At 68.8% G+C, this 25,721-nt stretch carries 31 protein-coding genes and 2 pseudogenes; 26 read left to right on the top strand and 7 right to left on the bottom strand.

Annotated elements, in window-relative coordinates:
• Nucleotides 1–73 precede the first annotated feature (73 nt).
• Both ACIA73_RS36845 and ACIA73_RS36840 read left to right on the top strand, forming a co-directional pair.
• Complete coding sequence (locus tag ACIA73_RS36845; RefSeq protein ID WP_399443334.1) at nt 74–382, top strand: hypothetical protein; 309 nt, start codon at nt 74–76, stop codon at nt 380–382.
• Nucleotides 383–658: 276 nt separating this feature from the next.
• Nucleotides 659–1,198, top strand: a complete 540-nt coding sequence (locus ACIA73_RS36840; RefSeq protein WP_399443333.1) for a hypothetical protein — start codon at nt 659–661, stop codon at nt 1,196–1,198.
• 11 nt (nt 1,199–1,209) lie between these two features.
• On the opposite strand, the pseudogene ACIA73_RS36835 reads toward ACIA73_RS36840, so the two are convergent.
• A pseudogene (locus ACIA73_RS36835) lies at nt 1,210–2,447 on the bottom strand (IS110 family transposase).
• An 820-nt stretch (nt 2,448–3,267) separates the two neighbouring features.
• On the opposite strand from ACIA73_RS36835, the gene ACIA73_RS36830 reads away from it, so the two are divergent.
• From ACIA73_RS36830 to ACIA73_RS36770, 13 genes are all read left to right on the top strand, one after another.
• Entirely contained in the window at nt 3,268–3,399 is a 132-nt protein-coding gene (locus ACIA73_RS36830) for a hypothetical protein (RefSeq protein ID WP_399443332.1), read from the top strand.
• 89 nt (nt 3,400–3,488) lie between these two features.
• Nucleotides 3,489–4,175, top strand: coding sequence for a GGDEF domain-containing protein (locus tag ACIA73_RS36825; RefSeq protein WP_399443331.1), 687 nt, complete (start codon nt 3,489–3,491; stop codon nt 4,173–4,175).
• The gene (locus tag ACIA73_RS36820) at nt 4,172–4,615 is read left to right on the top strand and encodes a hypothetical protein (protein ID WP_399443330.1); all 444 of its coding nucleotides are present in this window, start codon (nt 4,172–4,174) and stop codon (nt 4,613–4,615) included. Before ACIA73_RS36825 ends, ACIA73_RS36820 begins: the two co-directional genes overlap by 4 nt.
• Nucleotides 4,612–4,890: a hypothetical protein gene (locus tag ACIA73_RS36815; protein WP_399443329.1), complete on the top strand. Its 279-nt coding sequence runs from the start codon at nt 4,612–4,614 to the stop codon at nt 4,888–4,890. The genes ACIA73_RS36820 and ACIA73_RS36815 overlap by 4 nt, the downstream gene beginning before the upstream one ends.
• Before the next feature lie 99 nt (nt 4,891–4,989).
• Complete coding sequence (locus ACIA73_RS36810) at nt 4,990–5,211, top strand: hypothetical protein (protein ID WP_399443328.1); 222 nt, start codon at nt 4,990–4,992, stop codon at nt 5,209–5,211.
• A gap of 41 nt (nt 5,212–5,252) precedes the next feature.
• Nucleotides 5,253–5,996, top strand: coding sequence for a hypothetical protein (locus ACIA73_RS36805; RefSeq protein WP_399443327.1), 744 nt, complete (start codon nt 5,253–5,255; stop codon nt 5,994–5,996).
• Nucleotides 5,993–6,175 (top strand): hypothetical protein, encoded by a 183-nt coding sequence (locus ACIA73_RS36800; protein WP_399443326.1) that lies wholly within the window; start codon nt 5,993–5,995, stop codon nt 6,173–6,175. Before ACIA73_RS36805 ends, ACIA73_RS36800 begins: the two co-directional genes overlap by 4 nt.
• Nucleotides 6,176–6,197: 22 nt before the next feature.
• Nucleotides 6,198–6,635 carry an NUDIX domain-containing protein gene (locus ACIA73_RS36795; protein WP_399443325.1) on the top strand — a complete coding sequence of 146 codons (438 nt, stop codon included), beginning with the start codon at nt 6,198–6,200 and terminating at the stop codon, nt 6,633–6,635.
• Nucleotides 6,632–7,051 carry a hypothetical protein gene (locus tag ACIA73_RS36790; RefSeq protein ID WP_399443324.1) on the top strand — a complete coding sequence of 140 codons (420 nt, stop codon included), beginning with the start codon at nt 6,632–6,634 and terminating at the stop codon, nt 7,049–7,051. The genes ACIA73_RS36795 and ACIA73_RS36790 overlap by 4 nt, the downstream gene beginning before the upstream one ends.
• A 134-nt stretch (nt 7,052–7,185) precedes the next feature.
• The gene (locus tag ACIA73_RS36785) at nt 7,186–7,764 is read left to right on the top strand and encodes a hypothetical protein (RefSeq protein WP_399443323.1); all 579 of its coding nucleotides are present in this window, start codon (nt 7,186–7,188) and stop codon (nt 7,762–7,764) included.
• On the top strand, nt 7,746–8,183 hold the full coding sequence (locus ACIA73_RS36780; protein WP_399443322.1) for a hypothetical protein: 438 nt from the start codon (nt 7,746–7,748) through the stop codon (nt 8,181–8,183). The genes ACIA73_RS36785 and ACIA73_RS36780 overlap by 19 nt, the downstream gene beginning before the upstream one ends.
• A complete protein-coding gene (locus ACIA73_RS36775; RefSeq protein ID WP_399443321.1) occupies nt 8,180–8,857 on the top strand; it encodes a hypothetical protein in 678 nt (225 codons plus the stop codon). The genes ACIA73_RS36780 and ACIA73_RS36775 overlap by 4 nt, the downstream gene beginning before the upstream one ends.
• A gap of 83 nt (nt 8,858–8,940) precedes the next feature.
• Nucleotides 8,941–9,501 (top strand): hypothetical protein, encoded by a 561-nt coding sequence (locus ACIA73_RS36770; protein ID WP_399443320.1) that lies wholly within the window; start codon nt 8,941–8,943, stop codon nt 9,499–9,501.
• Between the two features lie 153 nt (nt 9,502–9,654).
• Here ACIA73_RS36770 and ACIA73_RS36765 read toward each other — a convergent pair.
• From ACIA73_RS36765 to ACIA73_RS36755, 3 genes and pseudogenes are all read right to left on the bottom strand, one after another.
• Nucleotides 9,655–10,140 (bottom strand): annotated as a pseudogene (locus tag ACIA73_RS36765) (helix-turn-helix domain-containing protein); the annotation flags it as partial.
• A 95-nt stretch (nt 10,141–10,235) separates the two neighbouring features.
• A complete protein-coding gene (locus ACIA73_RS36760) occupies nt 10,236–11,249 on the bottom strand; it encodes a ParB/RepB/Spo0J family partition protein (RefSeq protein ID WP_399443319.1) in 1,014 nt (337 codons plus the stop codon).
• Nucleotides 11,246–12,394 carry a ParA family protein gene (locus ACIA73_RS36755; RefSeq protein ID WP_399443318.1) on the bottom strand — a complete coding sequence of 383 codons (1,149 nt, stop codon included), beginning with the start codon at nt 12,392–12,394 and terminating at the stop codon, nt 11,246–11,248. The genes ACIA73_RS36760 and ACIA73_RS36755 overlap by 4 nt, the downstream gene beginning before the upstream one ends.
• A 457-nt stretch (nt 12,395–12,851) precedes the next feature.
• On the opposite strand from ACIA73_RS36755, the gene ACIA73_RS36750 reads away from it, so the two are divergent.
• From ACIA73_RS36750 to ACIA73_RS36735, 4 genes are all read left to right on the top strand, one after another.
• Nucleotides 12,852–13,481, top strand: a complete 630-nt coding sequence (locus ACIA73_RS36750; protein WP_399443317.1) for a hypothetical protein — start codon at nt 12,852–12,854, stop codon at nt 13,479–13,481.
• A 1,652-nt stretch (nt 13,482–15,133) separates the two neighbouring features.
• A complete protein-coding gene (locus ACIA73_RS36745) occupies nt 15,134–15,586 on the top strand; it encodes a MarR family transcriptional regulator (RefSeq protein WP_399443316.1) in 453 nt (150 codons plus the stop codon).
• 50 nt (nt 15,587–15,636) lie between these two features.
• On the top strand, nt 15,637–15,894 hold the full coding sequence (locus ACIA73_RS36740) for a replication initiation protein, RepL2 (protein WP_399443386.1): 258 nt from the start codon (nt 15,637–15,639) through the stop codon (nt 15,892–15,894).
• A 443-nt stretch (nt 15,895–16,337) separates the two neighbouring features.
• Nucleotides 16,338–16,781: a hypothetical protein gene (locus tag ACIA73_RS36735; protein WP_399443315.1), complete on the top strand. Its 444-nt coding sequence runs from the start codon at nt 16,338–16,340 to the stop codon at nt 16,779–16,781.
• 92 nt (nt 16,782–16,873) lie between these two features.
• Here the strand turns inward: ACIA73_RS36735 and ACIA73_RS36730 are convergent, their stop codons facing one another.
• Nucleotides 16,874–17,182, bottom strand: coding sequence for a hypothetical protein (locus ACIA73_RS36730; RefSeq protein WP_399443314.1), 309 nt, complete (start codon nt 17,180–17,182; stop codon nt 16,874–16,876).
• A gap of 69 nt (nt 17,183–17,251) precedes the next feature.
• Here ACIA73_RS36730 and ACIA73_RS36725 point away from each other — a divergent pair, with 69 nt between their 5' ends.
• Nucleotides 17,252–17,794, top strand: coding sequence for a hypothetical protein (locus ACIA73_RS36725; protein ID WP_399443313.1), 543 nt, complete (start codon nt 17,252–17,254; stop codon nt 17,792–17,794).
• A gap of 61 nt (nt 17,795–17,855) precedes the next feature.
• Here ACIA73_RS36725 and ACIA73_RS36720 read toward each other — a convergent pair whose 3' ends face one another.
• Both ACIA73_RS36720 and ACIA73_RS36715 read right to left on the bottom strand, forming a co-directional pair.
• Nucleotides 17,856–18,161, bottom strand: coding sequence for a hypothetical protein (locus ACIA73_RS36720; RefSeq protein WP_399443312.1), 306 nt, complete (start codon nt 18,159–18,161; stop codon nt 17,856–17,858).
• Between the two features lie 218 nt (nt 18,162–18,379).
• The gene (locus ACIA73_RS36715) at nt 18,380–18,577 is read right to left on the bottom strand and encodes a hypothetical protein (RefSeq protein ID WP_399443311.1); all 198 of its coding nucleotides are present in this window, start codon (nt 18,575–18,577) and stop codon (nt 18,380–18,382) included.
• A gap of 159 nt (nt 18,578–18,736) precedes the next feature.
• Here ACIA73_RS36715 and mobF point away from each other — a divergent pair, with 159 nt between their 5' ends.
• The 6 genes from mobF to ACIA73_RS36685 all read left to right on the top strand — a co-directional run bounded on the left by mobF (nt 18,737) and on the right by ACIA73_RS36685 (nt 25,660).
• The gene (gene mobF / locus ACIA73_RS36710; protein WP_399443310.1) at nt 18,737–20,545 is read left to right on the top strand and encodes a MobF family relaxase; all 1,809 of its coding nucleotides are present in this window, start codon (nt 18,737–18,739) and stop codon (nt 20,543–20,545) included.
• A complete protein-coding gene (locus tag ACIA73_RS36705; RefSeq protein WP_399443309.1) occupies nt 20,542–20,889 on the top strand; it encodes a hypothetical protein in 348 nt (115 codons plus the stop codon). The genes mobF and ACIA73_RS36705 overlap by 4 nt, the downstream gene beginning before the upstream one ends.
• A 628-nt stretch (nt 20,890–21,517) precedes the next feature.
• The gene (locus ACIA73_RS36700) at nt 21,518–22,090 is read left to right on the top strand and encodes a hypothetical protein (protein WP_399443308.1); all 573 of its coding nucleotides are present in this window, start codon (nt 21,518–21,520) and stop codon (nt 22,088–22,090) included.
• A 296-nt stretch (nt 22,091–22,386) separates the two neighbouring features.
• Nucleotides 22,387–23,463 carry a replication-relaxation family protein gene (locus ACIA73_RS36695; protein WP_399443307.1) on the top strand — a complete coding sequence of 359 codons (1,077 nt, stop codon included), beginning with the start codon at nt 22,387–22,389 and terminating at the stop codon, nt 23,461–23,463.
• A 284-nt stretch (nt 23,464–23,747) separates the two neighbouring features.
• On the top strand, nt 23,748–24,698 hold the full coding sequence (locus ACIA73_RS36690; RefSeq protein ID WP_399443306.1) for a hypothetical protein: 951 nt from the start codon (nt 23,748–23,750) through the stop codon (nt 24,696–24,698).
• Between the two features lie 110 nt (nt 24,699–24,808).
• On the top strand, nt 24,809–25,660 hold the full coding sequence (locus tag ACIA73_RS36685; RefSeq protein ID WP_399443305.1) for a hypothetical protein: 852 nt from the start codon (nt 24,809–24,811) through the stop codon (nt 25,658–25,660).
• The last annotated feature ends 61 nt before the right edge of the window (nt 25,661–25,721 follow it).

Genomic DNA, 25,721 nt, shown 5'->3' with positions numbered 1-25,721 from the left:
GCGCCCCACACCGACACCGGTGACCCACGCACCTCGACCACGATCCGGCTCGATCCCTGACAAGGAGAACCCGATGAATGCTGCTCTGACCAAGGCCGACACCTTCGCCGCGCTCGACACCTGCTTCTCCGCAGACCTCACCGCCCTCATCGGCAGCCAGCCGACGCGCAGCCTCGCCCCGACCCGGTTCATCGACCTGGTCGAAGAAGTCCGCGACCTCCTCGCCGACTCCCGCCTCCCCCACCACGAGGACGCCAGTGACGACCTCGACCACGCCGCCGACCACCTCACCGAGGCGCTGACCAGCACGGCCGACGAACAGCACGCCCACCTGGCGCAGGCACGCACGCACCTGCGCGCCGCCATCACGGCGGCCAGCTGAATCACCGCCTGAGATGAGCGCACTCTGTGCCGCCCCGGACCCCCGCACCAGCCGGGGCCGGGGCGGCCGCAGTGGCCCCTCAACACGGAAGGAGTTGGACGTCATGCGCCGATACGAGACACCTCAGGCGCCTAGCTGGTCAAGCCGAACCTCCGTGGGCGCATGGGGAGTCGAACATTCAGTTCGCTGGCTTGGCTTGCCCACGGATCTCTGGTTGCGCGAGAGTGCGTCTGACGCAAAGCACGGGGCGTATCGCGGCAGGACGGGGAGTGGCAGGTGTGCAGCACGGATCTGGCCGCTAAGGATGCGGAGATTGCTCGGTTCCTCCAGGACTACCCGCGGGTGGCTGATGCCGACCGTGGCCATCCTGCCCTCCGCGGGTGTGAGGAAGTTCGCTGGTCCGAGTTCCCGGAGTGCCCTGCTGCAATCCCGGTGCTGCTGCACGGTCTTCTCGATCAGGCCGCCGCAGCCGAGGCCAAGCGGGTACTCACCAACTCCATTCTCAACAGCGTCAGAGAGATGAACGCGGCCATGTCGGCCATACTGCCGTTTCTGTTCCGCCTAGCAAGCGACCCGCAGGTTCCTGTGCAGTCCGGACTGTTGGATCTTGTGGTCTCGGTTGCTGGGTTCTCCGAGCCGATCGATGGGCGCAACGAGGCGATGGTGCGTTGGTTCGGCAGCGACAGCGATCATCCCGAGCGTGAACAGTGCCGGGCAGTCTTCACGGAACACGCGGGTGTGGTGGCGATGCTGGCAGAGCAGCTGAACAGCTCCGACGATCGAGTGAAGCTTCGGCGGGCTGCCGGACTTCTGTGAGATTTCCGCGCTCAGGCCACCAACACGTCCGCAGAAGTTGCCGTGGGGAAGGCGACGGCCTCGTCGAAGAGCTGGCCGTGCTGGAGGCAGTGGTAGAGCTGTCCGATCATCCGGTTGAAAAGGTTGCGCTGGGCGGATGCGTGCCAGTCTCCGTGCTCGTCGCGGCGCCGCCGGTAGTGCACCTTGGCACCCGGTGAGCGAGTGATGGCGGCGAAGGCCCAGAGGTAGCCGGCGTGGTTGAGCCGGTCGTTCTTCACCCACCGCCGAGAGACGCTCGACTTCTTCCCAGAGGCTCTGGTGATGGGCGAGGAGCCTGCGTATGCCTTCAGTCCGCGGGCGTCGGCAAAGCGATTGCGGTCGTCGCCGATCTCGGCAAGCACCCGGGCACCGAGCTGGACGCCGAGGCCCGGGAAGCTGAGGATGATCTCAGCGTCCGGGTGCTGAGGGAAAGCGTCTTCGACCGCCCCTGCGAGGTCGTCAGCAGCCTGCAGGCCGCCTCCAGTTGCACCAGGAGGGCGAGCATCTGCTTGCCGAGGGCTTCTTCGACCAGCGACGAGTGGTGGGCCCATTCGGCCCGGAAGATTCCACGGATGCGGTCCGCTTCGGTGGCGATGCTCCGTTCGCGGCCGGCGCGCCTCAGCGCGGCCTGCAGCTGTGGGCGCGTGAGCCGTGCAGCCTGGGTGGGCGTGGCGGCCACCCTCAGGATCTCCCGTGCTTCCCGTCGGCAGAGCCCATTCCTCCAAGGCTCGAACGCGGCCAGCGCGGCGGGGTAGTACTCGCGCAGAAGTGAGCGGAGTTGGTTGGAGATCTGCTGACGATTCCACGTCGCGTCCTGCTGGGCGCGAGCGAGCACGGCGATCGCTTGGCTAAATTCGCTGTCGTCCGGCAAGGGTCGGTGAGCGTGCATGTCCGTGCGCAGGATGTTGGCCAGCACGAGGGCACCGCCAGGGTCGGACTTCTTGCGTGACACGCTGTGCCTGTCGCGATATCGAGCGGCGGCCATCGGGTTGACCGCGAAGACTTTGCGCTTCCCGGTTCGCAGCACAGCCACCAGCAGGCCGCGTGCAGTTTCGATCGCGACCGGGATCGGCGCCTGCTCGGTGTCGCCGTGTTCGGCTAGCAGGTCAAGCAAGGCGCGGTAGCCGACGGCATCGTCGGTGATGTGCAGCTTCGCGAGTAACTGGCCGCCGTCGTCGACCAGGGCGACGTCGTGATGCCGTTCGGCCCAGTCGATTCCGCAGTAGATCACGGTCTTCCTCTCCCATGACGTTGTTGTGCTGGTCACGAGCACATGCGGGCCACGCAGCGACCCAATTCCAGGACTCCGCCGTACGGCTGGTCCGCCACCTCAGTAGCTGTTCGTGGCACCAGCTCGCCTCACGGGCCTCGGTCTTGCCAGGAGCTCAAGGGCTCGGGCTTCACAAGAGGTCACCGCGCGGCGGGCTCGCACCACCAACTCCAACGAGTGATCAAGTGGTGGGTGTTGACGTCCGAAGGCGCCGGGCGGCGAGCGATCTTCCTATCAGCCCTCACAGGGACGCGTGAACCAAAGTCGTCCGCCCGACGTCCACGGGCGCCAGCACCCACCAAGCGTGGTGTGCTCCGAGGACACCGGGCGCCACCGGTCTCGTAAGAGGGCATGCGAGTGCCTGGTCGACGTGAGATGTCCACCCGGTGCCCACGCAGCACACCATGGTTGATCGAGGGGTGGTGGCCAGGGAGGCGCCGACCGTCACCGGTCTCGAAGGAGTGCTTGCTGCCCTGGTTGACGTTAGGCATCCGATCGGCGCCCACCTGACCACCATCACATGGAGCGCAGGACCGCCCGCCGCTCTCCGCTGAGGCCTATGGGCCACGCATGGGAAAAGGCGTGACGGTTCCGCTGTTCGAACGCACCGAGCCCGATCGTGCTGGCCCGGCCGTCCTTCCAAGGGAATTAGGTCGACGTCCCGATACACCACGCAACGGACCAGGAACGGCAGGGACATCACGTATTCACCGGCTACGCCGCCGGGGAGCACGAGGCCCTGGCCGCCGCACACAACGCCTACGACCGGGCCGTGCAGTGCGTGTCCGCCGGCCGACCGGCTCCCGACGACTCCAGCGACGGATGGGGCGTGTGCGCCCTGCGTCCCGACTGGGTCCTGGACTGGCACAAGGCCACCACCACGGAGTGGGTCAACTCCCGCAGCCTGATGTGAATTCGCCCCGAGGCAGGCGCACTAGGCGTCGAAACCGTCGCCTGCCCCGGGTTTCCCCATCCCGTACGAGACGAGAGGGAGAACCAAGTATGAACCCCGCCAAGCGCGTTGCCACCCCCTTCGGGCAGCGCGCTCTCCTCATCACGACCCTCGCGGTCCCGTTCACCGGCTGGACCGTCCACGCCGTGACCCTGCATCGCCAGCTCGCGAACTCCCAGCGCGACAAACTCACCGGGGCCCTACGCCGCGAGTCCTTCGAGCCCCGGGTGCAGCGGTTCATCCACCGCCACCGCGACCAGGCGATGGTCCTGGTCTGCGACATCGACCACTTCAAGCAGTTCAACGACCGCCACGGCCACGCCGTGGGAGACCACGTCCTGGCAGTGACAGCCACCCGGATCAGCCAGTGGGCAGGCAGCCGCAGCATCGTCGGACGGCTCGGTGGAGACGGAGGAGACGAGTTCCTCGTCGCCACCCAGATCCCCGCCGACCGGCGCGTGGCACTCCTCCAGCAGCTCATGCAGACGCTGAGCGAGCCCATAGCAACCGGCGACGGCCTCCTGGTCGACGTCGCGGTATCCGTCGGCACCGCGACGCCCGACACGATCGGCACCCGCGACCGGTCGGCACTCATGCGGGCCGCCGACGCTGCGATGTTCCACGGCAAGCACACGGGCGTCGCCATCCAGGCCGGGCCCGAACACGCCCACGCGCAGAGCGTCAACGGCCGCCGCGCCGGACGCATCGGCACCCACACCCTGGCGGGTGCCGCGTGAGCGCCGCCGATCTCCCGGGCGGCGACTGGATCCGCGGCATCACCATCCGCCAGCCCTGGGCGACCTGCATCCTCGCGGGCAAGAGCGTGGAGAACAGGCCCAAGCCCTGGAGCTGGCGAGGCTGGGTCCTTCTGCATGCCAGTAAGGCGAAACCGGAGCCCGCCGTGCTGCGTAACCCGCTGGTCGCCCGTACGATCCACGGCCGCGCACTGCACCGCGGCGCGGCCGTCGGCGTCGCCCGCCTGACCGACTGCCACCAAGACCCCGACGGCTCCCCGCCCTGCTCCCCATGGGCGGAACCCGAGGCGTGGCACCTGGTGCTCACCGACGTCCAGGAGCTCGCCCTGCCCATCGTCGTCGGCGGGCAGCTCGGTCCCTGGAAGCCGACACCGGACCTACTCGACCAGGTCCTCCAGCAGTTACCCGACCTGCGGCCATGACCAGCAGGAAAAGCAAGGGGCAGCCGTACGAGCCGGGCACCGTCCCGGCCCCGGGCATGCTGCTCGACTGGCGCGACGCCCGCCATTTCGACGCCCGGCAGGACCGCCCCTGCACGTTGTGCCTGCGGCCTACCCCCATGCGTTCCCACGCGGGAGAGGCCGTCCACAAGGTCTGCGCCGAATCCTGGCTCGCCGCCAACCCGGTCGAGGCCCGCCCCAGCAGGTTCGCCAACGACCTCCAGGCCAAGCGCCGCAGCGACACCGGCCACGCCTAACAGGAATGCCCCCGGGGCAGTTCGTTCCGTCACCAGCCGTGTGGCCAGCCGAACTTTCCCCGGGGGCTCCTCCACCTTCGCATGTTCAAGGAGACCGCCGTGACGCACTCCAGCGAACCCCTCTCCCTCCCCGCGTCCCGAACCCCCGCCGATGCCGCCATCGAGATGGAGCGGGCGCTCGCCCATCCGGAACCGCCGGCCTCCCCCGCGTGGTCCCGCCGCAGCAAGGTCCTGCCGCTCACCCGCGAAGACCGCGCCCACCACCGCGCCCTCCTCCTGGAGGCCCTGCGCGACTGGACGATCCCGCGCCCCGCCCGATGACCACCCTCCGTACCTTCCGACTCCGCGAAGGAACCACCGACATGCAGCAGCAGCTGAACCCCCCGATACAGCTGGTCCTGGACGGACACCTCGACGCCCCCGCCGAAGCGGGCGACAGCGTCGACACCGCGTCCTGGCGGCTGAAGTCCTCCCCCACCGAACACCTCATCCACGCCGCGCTGATCCCCTGCACCACCAGCAACGCGGACGTCGCCGACACTCTGCTCACCGAGTGCCGTCCCGGCGACCTGCTCCGTGTCGTCGGCCGCCTCACCCTCCCAGAGACCGGGCAGGGCCTTTTCTGCCTGCACGCCGACAGCGTTCAGATCCTCTGGGCGGCCCCCAACCTCCCCGACGACAAGGACACCCCCCAGGGCACTGCCGAGATCGCCGCAGCGATCGAGACCCTCGCCCAGGCCCTCGCCGGAGACCAGGCCCCCGGACCGGATCAGCGCATCCGGATCCACCTCAGCCCAACAGGCACCCCACCGGCGGGCGCGGACCTCAGCCGCAGCCTCCACCTCACTCCCGCCCGCGCCCACCAGCTCGCCGACGCGGTCGACACCATGAACGCCTTCCACGCCAGCGCACCCCCGGACGCCCTGGACGAGGCGACCAGGGCGGACCTGAACGCCCTGTTCGGCGATCTCGATCTGCTCGATCTGACCCACGAGGTCCTGAAATCCGCCCCACCGCAGGCCCGCGTAGCGATCTGCCAGGCCATGGACGCCATGTTCGGCGACGTGGACGACCCCAGCTTCGAGGACGAGGACGGCCCCCGATGACGACCGCACCCACCACCCAGCGCACCGTCCTGAAGCGCTTCCCCGCCGGAGGCCCCCGCGGCTCCTGGCCCGCCGACGCATACGCCGCCGCCCAGCGCGACCAGGGCCGCGACGCACACGTCCTGATGGACCTGGACACCGACCAGTTCCTCGTGGTCACCCACACCACCACCCACTGATCCACAACACCGAGAGGTACACATGAACGACACCGAGACCACCCGCTACACCGCCGACGTGGTCGCCCTGACCCCCGATGGCCACGTTCTGCTGATCGAGCGCGACTGGGAGCCGTTCGAGGGCGAGTTGGCCCTGCCCGGTGGACACCGAGACCGGGGAGAGTCCAGCCGCAAGGCCGCCGCTCGGGAGCTCGGGGAGGAAACCGGTCTCCTTGTGGCCGCCGACGCCCTGCGCGAGATCGGCACCTGGGACCAGCCCGGCCGCGACCCGCGAGGCAGGTACAGCACCACTGCCTTCCTCGCCGTCGTCCCCGCAGGCGCCCCGATCGTCGCCGGGGACGACGCCCGCACCGCCCGCTGGTGGCCCCTGGACGCCCTCCCCGAGCAACTCGCGTTCGACCACGCCGACATCCTCAACGCGGCCGTGGCGCTCAACGCCGCGAAGGAGGCGGGACGGTGAGCGTCGTCGGCCAGGAGCAGGGGATAGACCACGGCAGCATGCGCGGCTACCGCCAACACACCTACCGCCAGGTTCCCGCAACCGAAGCGTGCGGCTGCCTGGCCGCCGTCCGCGAGGCGCAGCGCACCAGCAAGCCGGTCAAGGAGCGCTCGCAGAAGCAGCGGGAGTGGTACGGCGGGAAGTACGTCACCGCCGCGTCCGGCTCCCAGCCCGGACGCCGGATTCTGCCGCCGGGCGACTGCCCGACCGACGGGTGCGGCCAGGAGGCCACGGGCCGCAGCGAGCCGGCCCGCGGCTGGGTCCGCATCCACGTCCAGGGCTCCACCATGCCCGCCCGCCTCTTCTGCGCCGGGCCCTGCGCCACGGTCGGGATCGCCCTGGCCGAACTGCGCATGGCCACGCCCACCAGCAGCTGACCGCCACCGAACAGCACACCCCTCGAAGCGGCCCGCCCCAACGGGTGGGCCGCTTCCCCCTGTTCGGCCCGGGGCGGCCGCCGGCCACGAGCCCGGCCGCCCCGGATGCCACCCCTCAACCTCGAGGAGACCCCGTGACCGTTTTCACCGATGCCGCTCCTGGTGAGCAGTTCGCCCTGTCCGGCACCGAGCCGGGCTTCGACCGCCTGCACGGCATCCCCACCGTCGCTTTGGGCGAGGAGAGCGACCGCCTCCTGGCCCTCGGCCACCTGACCGACCGCGCCGTACTCGCCGTCACCAGCGCCTACCACCGGCGGATCATCGGAGAACTCATCGTCCCCAGCCACGAACTCAACGACCTGATCGCCTTCGGCACCCACCGCGTCCACATCCGCGCCGTACGGGCGCAGCCTGACGAAGACGACTGCCCCTGGTACGTCGATGACGCCGCCTCCAGCCACCCCACCGCGCAGGCCGCCACCGTCATCCACTGCGAATGGCTGGAACGGGAAGAGATCAGGGCCGCCTCCGCGTGCCCGGCCTGCACCCGCATCAGCCGCTCAGTCAAGTTCGGCCCCGGCGACGCCGGATGGGCGTCGTACCACCGCTGCCAGCACTGCGCCCACCGGTGGCTCCCGCCGGTCACCCCACTCCCCCAGCGCTCCGCCCTCACCCAGACCCTGGAGGCCCTCTCGTGCACCCGATCCGCCTGATCTCGTTCGGCTACCTCCACCTGCCCACCGGCCCGGACGGCTCCCCCATCCCACCCGCCGCCGACCGGATCGAGGACGTCCGTGACCGGCTGCGCGACCCCGCCGCCGCCCGCGACATCCTCGACCTCGACGGCCACCACCCCCGCGTCCAGGACGTCGTCCTCAACACCCCTGGTGCCCGCGAACTGATTGCCAACCTCGCCGACTACGCGACCCTTCCCGCTGGCCCCCGCCGCATCGCGATCGGTTGCGCAGGAGGCCGTCACAGGGCATCTGGCCTCACCGAAATCCTTGCCCGCGAACTCCGCGGCCGCGGTCGCCAGGTCGAAGTCGAGCACCTCCACGCCCACCTTCCCCGCGTGCTCAAGACGCCCGCTACCGCTCCGCCCGCCACCTCTGAGCAGGAGACCGCCCGATGATCCGCCACCTGTTCCGCCGCTGCAGCCACACCCCCGAGGACCAGGCCGCCGTCGGCGCTTTCCGCGCACACCAGGCCGCCACCGCCGCGCTCCGCTCCCCGCAGCCCTGGACACCCGGAGCCTGCCGGGACGTCGCTGTGCGGGTCGGTCCGTTCGTTGAGCGCGCGCACCCCCGTCCCGGCGACGACTGCGACCCCGAGGTGATTGCCGTTTCCCTGGGCCACCCCGACACGGGTACCGCCGCGGCTTACCTCCACGGGCACCAGCTTGGCTACATCGGCAGGGGCTGGCTGCGCTGCGAGACGACCGCGATCCTCGGCACCTGGCAGCCGGCCTACGCTCCGCTCACCCACGCTGCCGCCGACTTGGCCCTCCCCGGCGAAGTCGGCATGGAACAAGCGCACTACGCCGTCACGGTCGAAGCCTGCAAAACCGACGGCAACGGCCACACTCTGCTGCGACTTGGCCCCTACATGCAGACCCAGCACGCCTCCCGGGACGCTGCCCGGCTCATCACCGCACTGTCGGGGCGGGAGACCACGCTGGTACCCGGAGCCTGGATCAGCGCATGGACGACCGAGTTCGACGTCAACGCCCACAAGCGCTACATCGACCCGTACATGGGCGACGTCCCCGATCTCCTGGACGACGCCATCGCGGGGACGCGCGCGTAACCCCCACTGCCCGGTACGGGAATTGATACCTGACAGGCCGAAGACCTACGGCACCCCAACACGTACGACGAACGAGGAGCCCAATGACCACCGAACCAACCGGCCGCACCCGCTCTGATCTCGACTCCCCGGAGGGGCGGCCGCGCATCGTTGCGCTGTGCGGCTCGACCCGCTTCTGGGCTGAACTCCAGGAAGCCGTTACGCGGGAGACCGCCGCAGGGAAGATCACTCTGGCGCCCGGCTGCAACATGAAGCAGCCGCATCTCCTGTGGGACGACGCGAGGAAGGCCGAAGACCTCAAGGCGCGACTCGACACCCTGCACCGACACAAGATCGACCTCGCCGACGAAGTCCTGATCGTCGCTCCGGGCGGGTACATCGGGGAATCGACGCGCTCCGAGATCCAATACGCCCAACAGCTCGGCCGCCCCATCCGGTACTCCATCGAGGCCGCCCCCTCCGACCCCGACAGCGCGGTGCTGGCAGAGGCCCTCGCCCTGGTGCGCGACCTCCATCAGCCCGAACCGTGCCACCTCGATCACCACGGCTACTGCCAGGAGCACGGCTGGACGGACACGGACTGCCCGCACGCCCGCGCCGCCCAACTCCTCCACCGGCTCGACAACGCCCCGAGCGCCGGGTAGGTCTCGGTGCCCACAGCGACCGCCGCCGGTCTCCCCAACCCCTGATCAAGGTGCGCCGCGACCCGGGCGGCCTGACGCCCGACACCGCGAAGGCCCGTACTCCCTGCGAACGCCGCAGGGAGTACGGGCCTTTCTGTGTTTCCGGTGGCCGCGCTGGACGGAGTCCCGCAGTTCGGGGTTCTGGCCGATCTTCGCCGGCTTGGGGCGTGGTCGACGGGCGTCGGCGCGGGCCTGGGCGGCGTAGGGCCGGTAGTGCCACAGGCCGCGGGACCCGTTTGTGCGGTTGTGACGGAGCTCGCGGCTGACGGTGGACGGGCTGCGGTCCAGCTCCGCGGCGATCGCACGCACCGACGCCTTCTCCCGCAACCGGTCAGCGATGTGGATCCGGTCCGCCTCGCACAGATACCTGGACGCACCAGAAGGCGGCACCACCGGCCGAACCTGGGGTGCCGCCTTCTGCTTGCGGTCGGCGCTGCGACCGTTGCGCCATCGGCGCCCGGTCTTCGCGTTGATGCCGACGATCTGGCATGCGTGCTCGTTGCTGAATCCCTGCTGCATGAGCCGGAAGTATTCCTCCCGCTCACGCGGCAGCTTCTTCGGGCCCTGAGCCGTCCGGATCTCCCGAATCTTGAAGTCCATCGCATCCCCTGAACTGGGGTGTTGCGACGACCACTAGAACCCAAGCATGCGGGGACCGGGCCTTCGTGCGTTCGGGACCTGACAATCTCAGTGGATCAGCCGTTCGTGTTCTCCCGCAGGAGAATCGAAGCCAGGCGCTTCCGGTGCGGGAGAGACATGCACTGGCGGACGACTGCGGCTACCGCTTCGGGATCGTTCCAGTCGATCACGGCCGGTGCCGTGATTCGGTCGGCTCCGCCCCTACTCGCCTCCGGGGTGTTAACGGCGTTAACGGTGGAGGTCGGATCCCCATCTGAAGCTGGAGGGGTATTAACGGCGTTAACTGGTTCGGCAGCCGGAGGCTGCTCCGTGGTGCGACGGGGAGAACGCGGGCGAGGGGTCTTAACGGCGTTAACGGCCTTCGCAGCTTCATCCGCCTGCTGCTCCTTCGGGAGGCGCCCGATGCGGCGGGCAGGCTCGACCTTCAGGTCTCCCGTTTCCACCTGGACTTGCAGCTCCGGGGTGAGCTCCAGGAGGGCGAGCCGCTGGGACACCCAGGCCCCTGTCTTGCCGAGGCGCTTGGCGACCTGGTTCTGGGATCCGTGGACTTCCTTCAGCTGCTGGATGGCCTTGGCCTGATCCATCGGCGGAACGTCCACACGGTGGATGTTCGCGATCAGCGCCGACTCGAGCATGTCGGCGGCAGACGCAGCAAGATCATCATTGACGTCGATGCGAAGCTGGGGGAGTCCCACTGCTGTGGCGCCTGCGAGACGGCGGTTGCCGTCGATGACGACGTACTCCGCTTCGCCAATCGCCTCAGCTTGATCCGTGTGCACAGCGAGGAAGGCTGCCCGCCGTACGACTGCGATGGGCTGGAGCTGCCCGCGCTCCTTCAGCGACGCGCCCGTCTCCTCGACGTCGGTCAGCTCATCACGAGGGTTGAAAGGGTTGTGTGCCAGCAGCGACAACGCGACGGAGGCCGGCGGGCGTTTGCCCTCGCCTCTCATGATCTGTTCCCGGGTGCGGACAGAGCGGCGAGGCGCGGGAGTCTGGTCCGTGCCCTCTTCGTCGATCGAAAACCCCTGGGTCACACGCTCGCCCTGGGGCTTCGTCTTGACCTGCCTCATACCGCCAACTCCTTCGCCAGGTCACGCATCGCGTTGGCGTGCTCACTGTCCGGTGCGTACTCCAGCAGCGGGATTTCCCCGTCGCTTGCCTCGCGGCCCTCCTTGAGGTCTCCGATCACCGCGAGCACGGACGGGGAGGAACTGCGTTCCCACTGATCCTTGTTCTGGCTGACGAGCTTGCCGCGGCGGCTGTCGTAGGCGTTGACGACCAGCCCGAGGTAGTCGACCGTGATGCGCCCCTTGTGGCAGAGGTCGTCCTTCTGCTTGCTCAGCAGCTTGAATGCGCGGTGTGACGCCTTGTTGGCCCACACCGGAGTGATGATGCCGGAACGGTCCGCGAGCTCTCCCTCCCGTCGACGGACGTAGTACAGCGCCGTGTCCATGTTCAGACCCAGGCTGGGGGGACCGTCGATGACGATGACGTCGTAGTCCGCCTCCAGTGGCTCCAGGGCCCGTTCGAGGGCGGCCTCACTGAAGGACACCTTGGACAGGGACACATCGCGCAGGAACGCGTCATCGGACGCCGGGAGCAGGTGGAGCCGCTCGCCGAATCGCTTCTGGTCGAGGGCCACGAGCAGGTCGTGGATGTCGTCCTTGGCGGTGCCCTCCATGTGCATGAGGAGCGTCTCCACGTCCTCCTCGTACATGAGGTCCTCGAAGCCCAGCTCGGACGTGAGGTGTCCCTGCGGGTCGTAGTCGACGATCAGTACCCGCTTGCCAGCTTCGGCCAGTGCCTGGGCGATGCCGCTGCTGATGAAGGTCTTGCCGACTCCGCCCTTCTGGTTGGCCACTATCACGCGGGTGACCGGCTGGGCGGTGAGCGGCGAGGAGGGGGAGGGGTGGGCCTCCAGCCACATCGTGACGGCCTGGGCGAGGCCCTGAACGTATGTCACGTTGCGCTCGTTGCAGGTGTCTTTGAACTGCTCGGGCTCACCAGGAGGCAGGAAGGTTCCCCAGGTCTTCGCACCGTCAGTGGCGACCTCAGGAGGTTCTTGGACGTCATACCACGCCTTGATGGCGTGCTCCGCTGCGTCCTGAATGTCCATGCCGTGCTCAAAAGCCCTGATCTTCAGCAGGCGTCGAAGCTGGGGGGTGAGTGCGGTGATTAGTTTTTCTCGGTCACCGCGCGGACTTGGGATGCTCATGTGGCGAACCTTACTAGGTCATAGCTGTTCTGAGGCGCAATCAGTGACGATGCGCGTGGCGCTAACGTGACAGGCTCTAGGTATTCGAGGCCGTGACCACTGCAACTGTCGTTCGTTGTCTTCCCCAGAGCCGCTCAGCGACGGCTCCAGCTCAGCGTCCACCGCCCCGTGAGCGGTGCACTGCGTCGACAGCTGAACTACGCGCCGCGTGATCGCCTGCTGGCCTTCTGACGTCATCACCGCTGCCAGCGCCGGGTCACGGGGCTGGCGCGGAAGGCACTCCATGAAGTCCCACAACCAGGCCCGGTCGAACGCAGCCCGCCGACGCCAGGCCGAAACCGGCGAATCTTACGCAACTGCTCTGCAGGCGGTCCGACGGGACCGATCCTCCAGGGCCGAGGAGCTTGCCGAGCCAGCCCTTGCTCAACCCCAGAGGTCCGTCGGAGACTTCCACAGAATGCCTGTCCCCGAAGTGCTGACGGAACTCGTGCGATACCACTCCAACCGCATCGCCAAGTACCTCCACTGCGCCATGGACGAAGGGCGCTGGAACACGGACGACTTCGCGGAGTGGCAGGCCATGACGTTGTACAAGCTCACCGACGCGCAAGAGCACATGCATCTGCTCATCGGCACCATCAGCGCCTACCTGCGCGGCGAAGGGGCAGGCGCGTACTTTCTGCGGCGCTACCTCCAAGTCAACGACGACCAGCAGGTCGAGGCGTACTTCACCCCGACCGTGAAAGAGCACCTGGCCGGGCTCACGGGACAGGAAGAGCCCGAGGATGCGGTCGTCTGGCATTCGGTGGGTCGAGACATTGCCGGGAGAACCGGCTGGTGTGATCCGGACCGGCACGACACGCTTGAAGCGGCACTGCATGCCCTCTACGGCAACTATCCGTACGACAATCAGGATCTCCACCACCTGCCGGCACATCTTCGGAGCCGGGTGATGGCCTTCATTGCCGCGTCCCAGCCGACGCCTCATCCCCACCACCACAGTGACTGCGCGGTCGGTCACGATGCTCTTGACCCTGTCGTCGCCGATGACGAACCGCCCGCGACCTGTACTGCAGAGCCCAGATGACCACCCGCGCACGGCGCCAGTGGGCAGCTCACGCTCGCTGCCTCGCTCCCCTATGGATGGCGCTTCTGACAGGAACCGGTATCGACTGAAGTGACCCAGGGATGTGGATCACCGTATGAAGCAACTCACGTGGCGGCGCTGGATCTTTGCGCCCATCACGTCTTGGCAGGCTCGCAGGCTTTCACGTCTGCTCGGAACCACACACAACGAGGCATGGAACAGGATCCGCATCGCGACCCACCCTGAGGAAGCGGTCTACCTGCGCTACTTGAATACCGGGCAGGAGGACGTCAGACAATAGCCACGAACTCCCCGACGGTAGAAGCCTCCGACTGCCTCCGCGACTCCCAGTGAGTGACCAGCACTGCCGATTCAGCTGCCGAGCGCACGGGCTGACGGGAAATCGATCCAGTGGGTCGCGGAACCCAGACCAAAGTGCAACCCGAACCCGGGACAACCGTTCCGCATCGGCGACCGAGCCCAGGAGCCAGGTGAGCTTGCGTAGGGCTGGGGTGTTATTGCCCGGGGGAGGGTCTGACCGAGTTTGCGTTTGGCGGGGGAGTGGCCATTGGGTGGGGTGGCCACTTTGACCGAGTTCAGCTGCAGGGAGACCGTGAGAGTGGTACGTCTGTAGGGGTTCAAGGCCGCCGAAAACGGCTGTGCGGCGCTCTGCCGCCCTGTCTTCGCCCGGAATGGCCGATCACCCACGGGAGATTGGCCACGGCTCTCCTGGGGCCCGTTCTGCGGACCGATATTTGCCCCTCAGTATACAGTTTGGGGTTTAAGTCCCAGTTGTGGATGTCGTCTTTGGTGAACCAGGCGGTAAGCAGAGTGGCCGACTGGGTATGGGCGATGGCGCCGCGAACGTGAGCCACGGTGCGCTCTTCGGCGTCGGTGCCGTCGATTTCTTCAGGAAGGCTTGCGTCTGCGCGCCTACTGGTCGGCGCGTCCTCGGCCCTTGCGGGCCTGCGGGACCCGACGGGGGCAGCAGGAGGCTGGGCGGCTGCGGGTCGCCTGGGGTGAACAGAAGGGTGACATGGCTGAGACCGGTCGCGGCTCGTGTGGCCACTGACGGGCAGTCGCCAACCACAGGCACGTCGGGGCGCGCTTTCGGTGGTTGAGGTAGAGAGTCCCAGAGCTGAGTTCCATTCGACAGGCCCATCAGACATTCGGCCGCGTCCGCAGCAAGTCCGTGCATCCACAGGATGCAGCGCGACCGCTTGAGTCGGCTCGTTGCCCGATTCCTGAGCCAGCCGGATATCCGCAGGTTGGTACTTAAGAGAGCGCCATCCCCAATATGTGCTCTGACCTGCTAAAAGGCTTCAAGACATACAGATCTGACGATCTGCCACACGGTTCCTGGCAGCGTGCACCCAGTTCTCTCGGTCAGTACAGGCAGTTCTCTGGCACTGCACACACGGGTCCCAAGAACCGCAACACGGTTCGCAGGACCTGAGCACCTTGACCTCACGTTCATCAGTGGCGCGGGTTCCTGCCAGGGCGGCCGCAAGAGCGAGATGTGTGAGCGGGCAAGCGACACGCCCTGGAGGCCGAGTTCATGAACTTTCTGCTCATGTACGCTACGTTCATCTAGGCGGCCCACGGGCCGTTGCTCATGCACGTCACAGCAAGACCCGTCCCCGGAGGGCCCGTTGGGAGCAGCACGCAGGCTGGTGGACGCCGATACAGGCGAGGCCGTCCCGTACGCGCCGTACGCCTTCTCCGGTGATCACATCCAGGTGGACAAGGCCCGGGTTGAGGCGATCACGGAGAGCCGGGAGTTCACGCCCAGTCAGAAATTCCTGGTGCTGTGGTGGATCGGGATCTCTCCTGCGGGCATGGAGCCGCTGCGGGCGACTGGCGCCGACATCGGCAAGCGGGTCGGTATGACCGGCGATGCGGTCGGCAAGATCAACAGGAAGTTGCTGAAGCGGCGCATCCTGATCGAGCGGGGCCGCATCGGCAACTACAAGCTGTACCGCATCAGCCCGTACATCGCCTTCCACGGCACCGGGATTGAACAGCGGGAAGCGATCAAGTCCTGCCGGCCGCCGGACATCCCCGGATTCGGCAACACCACCCCGTCGCGCTGGGAGGCCAAGTGAACAACGAGGACAAGACCAAGCTCCTGGACGTTCTCCAGCGCACGGCCGGCATGACCGCCAACCAGCGCCTGGTCGTCATGCTCTACGCCATGCACCCCACCGACCGGGCCGGAGCCGTCGTCGAGACCGGTGCCGCACTTGCCGCTCTCGTAGGGATGTCGCCCACCGTCTTCTCCCGCACACGCCGCCAGGTCGTGGCAGCCGGATGGCTCGAGGAGTCCGACCGGCTCGCGCACATCAGCTACTACCGGCTCAGCGCGAAGTCCACCGGCGAGGACGTCGTCGTCCCCCTGCGAAGGGCGACCTGAGGACGCTCACTCAGACCGTGCTCATGTACGTGAGGTGGATGAGCGCCGCTCGCAGGGACGGTACTCATCCACCTCACGTACATGAGCATCTGCCGGGGCCTCGCACCCAAGCCGCGCGGTCCGGGCAGCCAGTGCCCAATAAGGGGCGTGTGCTGGCATTGTCATGGGTGGCCCGGTTCCGACGCACATTCTTGCCCGAGTGGCTACTACATCGGTGAGTAGGGGGCCAGGCATACATTCCGTGAGGACGATCACCACAATTCCCGTGCAGCGACGTAGCGTCATCTGAGGGTGGGATCAAGGGAGGGCGGGGCGACCGGCGTCTACAGCCGCCGCATGATCTACGCACAGCACAACAGCACGGCGGGCGGCTCCAAGTACCTGCTCAAGGCATACAAGGACCACCGCATCCTCAACGGCGACGCGTTCTGGGTGAACGTCACATGACCACCACCGGGCCCATCGAAGTGTGGGTGGAATACCGGCAGTTCTACCTCGCCGACCCCGACCTCGGCATCGACTCCGTGCCGCCAGCCAGTACCGCTCAGGACGGTGTCCTGGCCACCGACGACGACGCCGCACTCATCCTGACCGGACTGCACACCGGCAACGTCCACGTCACCGTCCAGCCGGCTTCCACCGACCCAGGCGCCGCCCCGGGACCGTGGGAGCACGTCATCGAGACCGTGCTTACCTCCACCACCGGCAGGCTCGTGGTGCATGGCTACGAGGACGGCTCCCTCGAAGACCTGCCCACCCTGACCCCGCACGGCCCCGGCACCTACCAACTACGCCTCCACAACCAGGGACGCACCCACGCACTCGCCCTCGACACCGTCGACGACTCCGGCGAGCACTACCTCCTGCAAACCTGGCTGTCGCCGTAAGACCGCCGGCGCAGGTATCGGGCGGAATACACGGCGGGCCAACCTGCCTGACGCGCCGTCCGAGTCCGAGGTGCTTCTAACCGCCGCACTCATCACTCGGCGGCGACCGCGTCCAGGAGGCGCGTCAGCTGATGCAGGACCGCCTCGGTCTCCGGACTGGGTGCGGTCAGCTCCCCGAGGGGAGCAGCGGGGGACAGGAGGTCGACGAGCCGACCACCGTGAACGTCTTCCACGGCCGCGCGCAGCTCCGTGCGGATCCCGCCGCCGCGCAACCCGGTACGGGCGAGAGCCAGGGCGAGCTCTCGTTCGGCGGCGCTGGGGGACCAGGTGCTGCGGGCGAGGTCGTCCAGCAGTACGGCCGTATCGCGGGAGAGGGCCTGGAGCAGTGGGACGGTAGTCATACTCCGTTCAACGAGCTGTGGGGCGGGGGTGTTTCGCCGGGCGGGACGGCTCGTTGGGGAAGTGTGACCATGACCTCGTACCTCGGCTGCCGCGTTTCAGTGCTGGCCGACACCGCCGCAGATGCGGCGTGCCAACTCGACGACGTCGTTCAGGTGGCGGGCTGGCCCGAGACAGCAGGCTGCGCCGTCGACGACGCCCTGGAGGGTATCGACGTCCTGGCCGTCGCCCTTGCCCGGCTCGGACCGGAGGCTGAACAGCTCCTCGCTCCGGTCTGGGCCGCGACCATCAGCCTTCGCGAGCACCTGGGCCTCCCGACCGCAGCGGACGATGCGCCTGCGGCCACGACGGTCGAGGAGGCCGAAGAGACATTGCGGTGTGCGCTCGTACACGAGGGCTGCGACATCGAATCCGTCGCCGACGGGACCGCAGAGCCAGAGACCGAGCAGGCGGTGACGCCGCCGGCCTCAGCCGCACCGAAGGGTGAGCCGCCGGTGCTCCCGGTTCAGCGTGCCAAGCGGACGAGCCGGAGGGGCCTCGGTCCGGTGGGCCGCGATGTCCTGGCTGAGATGCCGAGCAGCAAGGGGAGGCGTTCGGGTCAGCCCACTCGGTGACGGTGCAATCCGTACCGCGCACCGAGCGCACCGCTGTGAAAGCGACCGATGCGGTCCCCGATCAGGGGCCGGTGAATATGTCGTGGGTGCCGATGCGGCGCCAGATGATGTGCTGCTCACCGGGGCGGAGCGCCGCACCGTATTGCCACGTGGCGCGTCCGGCGGGCCCGGCGCCCATGGACCAGGTGAGCTCGTAGACGCCGGGTGAGCGCTGGACGCGCTTGACGCGGAGGCCAGGACGGAATCGTCCTCCGGTGCGCAGGTCCTCGACGAAGGCCGCCACGGTCTGGCGGAACTTGCACCGCTGTTCTGGGGTGAGGCGGTCCAGGTCGATGGTGAAGCGGGGCAGGGTCTCGTACGTGGGCACGGCGAGTTCCTCCAGGACGCACGAAGCCCCCGGCCGGTCGGCCGGGGGCGGTGGTGGCTGGTCTTGTGGAAGGGCGTCGGTGACGTGGTGTGCTCAGTGGTGGGTGGTCGGGGGAGTGGCGCGCTGAAACGCACCGGAAGGCGTTGGAGTCGGCTGGAGTCGCAATTCGTGGCGGGTGGTGCTGATGTGGTCGGCGCGCAGCATTCGCACGGTCCCGGTCAGCCCTCGTAGCGAGCGCGCATCAGATCGGCCCACTTCTGTGCGCGGGTCATGTCGCTGGCGCAGCTTGTGCCGTGGGGCGTCGTGTCGGTGCGGGTGGTGTACGGCGCTTTCGAGCGGACGGCGGCCTCCAGGCGCTGGATCAGGGGGAGGTGGTACAGCGGGCAGAGGTCTCCGTGGAGCAGTTCGTGGTTCATGCGGGGGAGCGTGCACAGGCCGGTGGCTTACCGTCTCGGGCTGCGTGGCGGCCCGCCGGGCGGGCGTTGCGGTAAAGATCTGGTGCTGGCCTTCCCGCCAGGCGGGAGGACCCCGGGATCGTGCCTCTATGGAGGTCATGGGCGGTGTTCCCTGGCCGGATGCTCAGCGTCGCGAAGATCGGCCCGAGGGGCTGGCCGTACTACTGCAACGGCGTTCTGGTCGGAGACGGCCACCGCCGGGGCCGGCCGCTGCGCGCAGCCCAGGACGAAGCCGGTGTGCCGCCCGGCGTCTGGCGGGGCCGGGGACTTGCCGCGGTCGGCCTGACGGCCGGGGATGTGGTGACCGAGCGGCAGGCCGAACTCCTTCTCGGTGAGGGCCGGCACCCGGACGCCGACCGGATCGAGCGCGAGCTCCTGGCGGCGGGGGAGAGCCCGGCCCGTGCCCGGCGGGCGACCGTGCTGGGCAGGCCGATCGAGCACAACCAGTCACCGGAGACAGAGAAGGCCAAGGAGCGGACACCCTGGCTGGCCATGGACCTCGTGTTCCGGGCACCGTCGACGGCGCAGATCGCGTGGGCGCTCATGGACGACGAGCACCGCCAAGTACTGGAGAGGTGCCAGGACATCGCCCGGGACAAGACGCTGGCGTACCTCGAGGACTCGGTCGCGCAGATCAGGCGGGGCAGCGGCGGCAAGCACCGCGAGCACGTCCGCGACGGGTTGCTGGTCGCGGTGTTCCGGCACTACGAAGCGCGAGGCGGCCGGCCGCTGCTCCACGACCATGCGGTGGTGTCGATCCGGGTCCGGCGGCCGGACGGGACGCGGGGGAACCTGTCGGCGGACTCCATGCTGGAGCACATCGTCGCCGCTGGCACCCTGTACTCCCTGCACTTCATGGAGGAGGTGTCCGCCCGCCTCGGGTGGGCGTGGGAGCCGCGCGAGGTGACCCCGGGCCGCCGCCCCGTCATGGAGGTCGCGGGGATCGACCAGCGGCTCATCGGCTGGCAGTCGACCCGCCGCCAGCAGATCGCCGACGCGAAGTCCGTCCTGGTGGCCGACTACGAGCGACGGCACGGGCACCGGCCGGGGGAGCGGGCCGTCTACGCGCTGGACCGGAAGGCCGCCGACCGGACCCGCCCGCCCAAGCGGAAGACGCCGGTGTCGCTGACCGAGCTGCGCGAGCGCTGGCGGGACTCAGCGATCCGGGCCTACGGCATCGACGTCATCTCCCGGCTCGCGGCCTCGGCGCGAGCGGCGGCCGCGGCGGTGTGGGCGCGGGTACGAACGACGGTCGACGTCGCCCTGGCGGCCGTCGACACCGTCGCCGTGGTGTACGTGATGCGCGGCGCGTTCAAACGCCACCACCTCCTCGCCGAAGCCCGCCGCCACCTCGCCTACGTACGACGCGGCCAACCCCACCAACCGGGCCTGGACGAACAGATCGTGCAGGCGGTCGTCGACGACTACACCCGACCCGTTGGGCGCGGCCGGAAGATGACCGCCGACCTGCGCGCCCTGTACCCGCGCGACACCGAGGACCAGGCGGTGCTGCGCCCGCTGACCCGCAAGCGGTCCGCGTCGCTGTACGAGCGGGCCCGTCTCGCCGCCGATGCCCTGTCCGCCCGGGTCAACGCGGCGCGACGTGCGGAGCGCCTGGGCTCTCGTCCCCGGCCGCACGTCGTCGCTGTGCCCGCCGCCCCGGGGGCGGACCTGCGGCCGTTCCGCACCGGCCTGAAGGAGGGCGGCTCCCTGGAGCCGGGGACCGACATCGACACGGTGGAGCGGACTCGCCGGACTTTCGAAGCCGCCGCGCAGCTGGCCGCCCGGCTCCAGGACGGCATATGCGAGCGCGCCGCCGCCGCTGACGGTCTCCGGCCGCAGCCCGTCGCGGCGAAGGCCCCGTTGCCACACACCCAGCAGCCGGGCATTCAGCAGACGCCGGGCCGGACCACAGGAGGAGTCACGTGAGTACCCCGGAAGAACGGCCCAACCCCGAGGACGCCCTCGACCGTGCCCGGGCGGCCCGCGCTCAGATGGCCGCCGCGCTTGGCGAGGACCAGGAACGCGAGCCCGGTGAGCCCCTGGGATGGCAGCCCGTCTGGAAGCGGCCCCGAAAGTCGAAGTCGAAGGCGGCGAAGAAGCTGGAACTGCACCGGCAACGACGGCGGCTTCAGGACGCCGGGAAGCGCCGCCTCGCCGCCGGGCAGTCGCGCCGGCCCCGTTCCCGTCAGAGCCGGATCGGCAACGCGGCAGCACGCCGGGATGCGCGGACCCTGTCCCGGATGCGGCACTCCAATGCCTGGCTGTGGTGACACCGCCCACCGAGTGGAACGCACGATGTTCAGCATCCAGTGGACGATGCCCAGCATCGGATGCCGATGCAGAACATCGGATGCAGAACATCGGGTGGACTCCACCGAGTGGAGAGTGGGCCCCACTCCGGGGCGGTTCCACCGGGTGGTCTCCACTCACGCGCGCACCACGATGCCCGGCACGCGCGCACCACGATGTTCGGTACCGCACCGTGCGCGTCACGGTGTCCGGCACGCGCGCGCACCACGATGTCGCGCACTCCTGGCGATGCCCAGCACGGCCTTCCGCCGGAGGGCAGGTCCCTATATCACACACCCCCTTGACCGCAGCCTGATCAGCAGATGCGGAAACCGTGGTCAAGGAGAAACGCACCCGGTTACGAAGGTGGTCAAGGAGAAACGTGCGCTTGGCCGGACCTGGACAAGGGGTCGGCCGGGCGGCAGATGGACCCCATCCGAGTGGCGCGCATCGAGTTCGCGTGCAGAACATCGCTGCGCGCGTGACGAGGTGGTGTGCGCACCGGATGCACCCGGTGCGCACGGTGCGCGCACCACCTGGGAGTGGCACGCATCCGATGCGCGCGGCGCGGTGCGTGGTGCATCGCACCGCTGGGCGGTGCGATGCACCGTGCGCGCACCACCCGCCCGGCTCGGTGCGCGCACGAGTGCCGGGCATCGCCGTGCGCGCACCACCGCTGTCTCTGATGCGCTCTACGCGGTGGTCGGGCGCATCGAGTGCGCATCGGCCGTTGCCGGGGGTGCATGCATCGTCTGCTCCATTCCGACGGCCTCCAGCTGGCGGAGGACGTCGGCGACGTCGCCGGGTGTTCTCGGTGAAGCGGACGATGGTCTGGGCGATGCCCGACGGGAAAGCCAGGCAGTCGCCGTCACTCAGATTCTCCAGGAACAGTCGCCCGAGCGCGTCTGCCAGGAAGGTGCGCGCGCACGTCGCCCCGTCGCAGTCCTCGTCCACGGCGGTGAGCGGGATGATGACGCGTGCGGCAACCTCCAGGAGCATCCGGTGCAGGCTCGCACCGTCGACGTCCTCGGCGACCGTGCAGGCGGCGTCGATGTCGTCGGCCTGCATCGCCCGGATGTAGGCAAACGCGTCGGCGACGTCCTCCGGTTCCATCGGGGCGAGCGGCGTGGTGACGGTGTTCTCGGGCGTGACAGCTCCCTTGGGTACGGGCCGCCCCGCTGATCGCGGCGGCCTCAACAGGAGCCAATAACGGCGGGCCTGTGGACAACGGCCGCGCTTGGGAAGGAGAAGCCTCCCTCCCGGCCGGACCCGGCAGGCCCGGAGCGGGGATGTGGTTCCGCTCACGGGCAAATCGGCCTGGTCGAGCCCAAACCAGGGCACAGGAGACGCCGATGGGCAGGGAACGTTAGACCGCGGACAAGGGGGTCTTCCTCACGGTGGCCACCGGGTCGTGCGCAGCAGTGCGCGATCCGGTCCAGCTCACCGACCCGGCCGCCGGCCGGAGAACCGAGGATCCGATGCCCGCTCTCACCCCGCCCGCCCACCCCGGCCCCGAGCCGCACCCGACCTGGACAAGGGGTGCTGAGCGCCCTGCGGGCGGCCCGGAATCCAGTGCCGTGTCCAGTGCCGTGAACGATTCCAACGTTGTGCCCATCACCGCAGCTCACACAGCACGCAAGGGGGCCTCCCAGCGTGCTGACACCTCTCTGACTTCCCCTGAGACACCGGCGAAGGAGAAGAGGTCCACTCCCACAGCCGCGAAGGTGAGGGCCGATGCGCTGCGGTTTCTGGGGTGTGTGCGCATAGCGACGGTCCGGCAGATGGCTGAAGTGATCACGAAGGAGGAGTCGGACGGCCGGTCGTACGTACGCAGGGCGATGAAGAAGCTGGCGGAGCTCGGACTGGCGGAGACGAACGGCAAGGTGGGCAAAGAGCAGATCTGGAACCTGACGGTGGCGGGGCAGAAGGCGCTGGCCGAAGGCAATGAGCTGCCGCCGCGCCCGAGGGCCGGCACCGGAGCGAAGGCCGTCCGGGCCGGGTTCGGTCCGCACGCTGTCGCGGTGACGGAAATGATCCTCGCCTACACCGACACCGTCCTGTCCGGCGACCGCGAGTGCCTGACGGACTGGCAGGTGGAGGTGAACCACGCCATCAAGGAGATCGGCCTCAGCTTCAACACCGACGCCGTGCTCTCCGTGCCGACCAAAAGCAGCGAGGTGCGCCTCTTCGAGCTCGACAACGGCACCATGTCCCAGGCCCGCCTCGCGAAGGAGGTCTGGGACTACGAGCGCTACGCCGGGCGCCGCGTCTGGGAAGGAGCCCGCGGCACCAACGGCCGCACGTACCCGTTCTGGCAGCGCCACCGCTACACCCGCTCCGAGCGCTTCCCCCTGCTGTATGTCGTCCTGGCAGGGAAGGAGGAGCACCTGCTCGACAACCGCCGCCAGGCGCTTACCACCGACGTGAAGGGCATCACCGTCGCGGTGTGGGTGAACACCCTGCCCCGGCTGAAGCGCGGCGAGCCCTGGTACGAGATCGGCGTCGACAACCCGGACCGCCGCCGCGAGCGCTACCCCGAACCCGTCGGCCGCTGACAGCCCGGCTCGTTCACGTGCCCAGCGCCCGGGGCCGCCGGAGACCTCACCCGTTCGAGGGAACCGGCGGCCCTGTGGCTTCGGATGGTGCAGCTGCGCCGGTTAGCATCCTGCCCGGCTAGTGCGTACTGCCGATCACCGCCCGCTTCCGGAGCCACGCCGCCGGACGCGGGGGTCAAGGTCCTCAGGGGCCCGCTTCTTACCCGTTCTGCGTTCCGTCGTGTCCACGGCAGTCGTACGAGCCGGTCTCGGGGGCGTGGCCCGGGCCGGCGGAGGAGTACGTCATGCCGAAGCACCAGTCCACCGCCGCGCAGACCGCCCGCAAGGCGAGCCGGAACGGCGCCAAATACACCGAAGTCCTGCGTGCGGCGGCCAGCGATACGCCGCACGCACCGCACGTCCTGCGGTTCCTGGCAAAGCGCTCGGGCGACCTTTACCACCTGGTCGGCGGGATCGCGGCGGCCTGGGCACACAGCGGACAACGGGTGCTGCTCCTGCAGGAAGCCGAGGACTACTGGCAGTGGACCATGCGGCCCCGCACCAGGGGCCGCCGCAAGAAGGAGATCAAGCCCGCCACTCCGCCGGAGCCGACGATCAGCACGCTGTGGGCCGCGCAGGACGGTCCCGGTCTCCTGACACGCCACACCTGCATGTGGACTGCCCGCCAGCCTGCGCAGGAGAGCGACTGCGGCTTTCCCCGTACCGAGCGCAGCCCGCTCGCGGCGGCAGTGGCCGATGCAAGCGACACTTATGACGTGATCGTCCTCGTGCCGACGCACTGGTCCTACCCCGACCGTGAGACCGCGACGGCGCACGTGATCCTCGGGGAAATCGACGCCTTCCCGGACACCGACTGCAGGACCGCGCTTCCCGGATCCGGAGGTGAAGAGAGGGGCGTCCCGCTGAGCCCGGAGCAGAGTGCGGCGGTTCTGCGCGAGCGCTGTCTCGGGTTCCTCTTCGGCTTCCCGCACATCCCCATCACCTTCGACGGGGTGATCTGGCAGTCGCACCGGGAGCTGCCCGTCGACGCGGCATACCTGGCGGGCGTCGACCAGGACATGAACCGTGCCGGACTGCGCCCCCTCGGATGGACGTGCACCGGACCCCAGCCTGTCCCGTACAAGCAGCTGCCCGAGCCCGACCAGCTGAAGGACCCCGGCTTCGTCCAGCAGTACCAGTCCATCGCCGGGCGCCTGCGCGCCGCACTGGACGCCCGTCCTGTCAGCAGGAACTGACCCGAAGGGCTGGCCCGCACCGCGATGCGTGGGCCAGCCCTCCGCAGATACGGTTCTGTTGACCGGCTCCTCGGGCTCGGTCGGCGGCGCGATGGGTACAAGTACCGGGTATGACGCGTCAACGGATCCGGTGGCCGGTCGTCGTGGACCGAGCGCGGGAAATCGTGGACGGGTACGCCCCGTTGAAAGTCACGCTGCGACAGGTGATGTACCGGCTCGCCTCGGAAGGGACGCTGGCGCACACGCCGTCGATGTACCGGCACCTGTCCGCCCACCTCGCTCAGGCCCGCCGCGAGGGCCGGTTCCCGGACCTGATCGACACCTTGCGCGAGGTGCATGCCGCACCGTCCTGGCCCCACGCAACAACGTTCGTGCGCGAGGCCGCCGACTGGTTCGCCCTCGACCGCACCCACGGACAGCAGCCGCTCTACGTCGCGGCGGAAAAGGACTCGCTGCGCCAGCAGCTCACCGGCTGGCTGAAGGACACCGGCATCCCAGTGCTGGTGGTCCGCGGCTTCGCCTCCCAGTCGTATGCGGACGTCGTGCGCGAGCGCACCGCCCGCAAGGGGCGTGCGACGTTGTTGTGGTGCGGGGACTTCGACGCGAGTGGGGCGGCGATCCAGGAGGACTGGGTGCGGCGCACCGCCGGGTGCTGGAGCGAGGTGCACCGGGTTCTGCTGACGCGCGAGCAGGCTCTTGCCCACCGCCTTCCGCCGACCGAGGGGAAGCGGGGTGACCCGCGGTGGCCGGCCTTCGCCCGCATTCACGGTCTCGATGCTGACCGTCCGGTGCAGTGGGAGCTCGAAGCCCTTCCGCCGGAGGAGCTCCAGCGTTTGGTCCTGGCGGCCGTCGAGCCGTACATCGACCGGGCCGTCCTCGCCGACCAGGTCGCCCGCGAGGACGAACAGCGCCGTGCTCTGGCTGCGTTCTTCGCACGCTGGAACGCTGAGGAAGACGTGTAGGAGCTTGCGGATTCTGCGGCTGCCGGGACGGCGGGGTGGTTGCCGGGCGACGATGATCGGC

This window comes from Streptomyces sp. NPDC051561, from assembly GCF_044454195.1.
In the GTDB taxonomy this organism is placed as follows: domain Bacteria; phylum Actinomycetota; class Actinomycetes; order Streptomycetales; family Streptomycetaceae; genus Streptomyces.
This window is presented reverse-complemented; position numbering and strand designations above follow the sequence as displayed.

What these genes read in the sequence shown, in the direction of transcription:
- ACIA73_RS36845 (WP_399443334.1), top strand. Translation starts at nt 74, where the DNA reads ATGAATGCTGCTCTGACCAAGGCCGACACCTTCGCCGCGCTCGACACC.
- ACIA73_RS36825 (WP_399443331.1), top strand. Translation starts at nt 3,489, where the DNA reads ATGAACCCCGCCAAGCGCGTTGCCACCCCCTTCGGGCAGCGCGCTCTC.
- ACIA73_RS36815 (WP_399443329.1), top strand. Translation starts at nt 4,612, where the DNA reads ATGACCAGCAGGAAAAGCAAGGGGCAGCCGTACGAGCCGGGCACCGTC.
- ACIA73_RS36805 (WP_399443327.1), top strand. Translation starts at nt 5,253, where the DNA reads ATGCAGCAGCAGCTGAACCCCCCGATACAGCTGGTCCTGGACGGACAC.
- ACIA73_RS36800 (WP_399443326.1), top strand. Translation starts at nt 5,993, where the DNA reads ATGACGACCGCACCCACCACCCAGCGCACCGTCCTGAAGCGCTTCCCC.
- ACIA73_RS36795 (WP_399443325.1), top strand. Translation starts at nt 6,198, where the DNA reads ATGAACGACACCGAGACCACCCGCTACACCGCCGACGTGGTCGCCCTG.
- ACIA73_RS36775 (WP_399443321.1), top strand. Translation starts at nt 8,180, where the DNA reads ATGATCCGCCACCTGTTCCGCCGCTGCAGCCACACCCCCGAGGACCAG.
- ACIA73_RS36770 (WP_399443320.1), top strand. Translation starts at nt 8,941, where the DNA reads ATGACCACCGAACCAACCGGCCGCACCCGCTCTGATCTCGACTCCCCG.
- ACIA73_RS36760 (WP_399443319.1), bottom strand. Translation starts at nt 11,249, where the DNA reads ATGAGGCAGGTCAAGACGAAGCCCCAGGGCGAGCGTGTGACCCAGGGG.
- ACIA73_RS36755 (WP_399443318.1), bottom strand. Translation starts at nt 12,394, where the DNA reads ATGAGCATCCCAAGTCCGCGCGGTGACCGAGAAAAACTAATCACCGCA.
- ACIA73_RS36750 (WP_399443317.1), top strand. Translation starts at nt 12,852, where the DNA reads ATGCCTGTCCCCGAAGTGCTGACGGAACTCGTGCGATACCACTCCAAC.
- ACIA73_RS36740 (WP_399443386.1), top strand. Translation starts at nt 15,637, where the DNA reads ATGACCGCCAACCAGCGCCTGGTCGTCATGCTCTACGCCATGCACCCC.
- ACIA73_RS36735 (WP_399443315.1), top strand. Translation starts at nt 16,338, where the DNA reads ATGACCACCACCGGGCCCATCGAAGTGTGGGTGGAATACCGGCAGTTC.
- ACIA73_RS36730 (WP_399443314.1), bottom strand. Translation starts at nt 17,182, where the DNA reads ATGACTACCGTCCCACTGCTCCAGGCCCTCTCCCGCGATACGGCCGTA.
- ACIA73_RS36725 (WP_399443313.1), top strand. Translation starts at nt 17,252, where the DNA reads ATGACCTCGTACCTCGGCTGCCGCGTTTCAGTGCTGGCCGACACCGCC.
- ACIA73_RS36715 (WP_399443311.1), bottom strand. Translation starts at nt 18,577, where the DNA reads ATGAACCACGAACTGCTCCACGGAGACCTCTGCCCGCTGTACCACCTC.
- mobF (WP_399443310.1), top strand. Translation starts at nt 18,737, where the DNA reads ATGCTCAGCGTCGCGAAGATCGGCCCGAGGGGCTGGCCGTACTACTGC.
- ACIA73_RS36695 (WP_399443307.1), top strand. Translation starts at nt 22,387, where the DNA reads ATGCCCGCTCTCACCCCGCCCGCCCACCCCGGCCCCGAGCCGCACCCG.
- ACIA73_RS36690 (WP_399443306.1), top strand. Translation starts at nt 23,748, where the DNA reads ATGCCGAAGCACCAGTCCACCGCCGCGCAGACCGCCCGCAAGGCGAGC.
- ACIA73_RS36685 (WP_399443305.1), top strand. Translation starts at nt 24,809, where the DNA reads ATGACGCGTCAACGGATCCGGTGGCCGGTCGTCGTGGACCGAGCGCGG.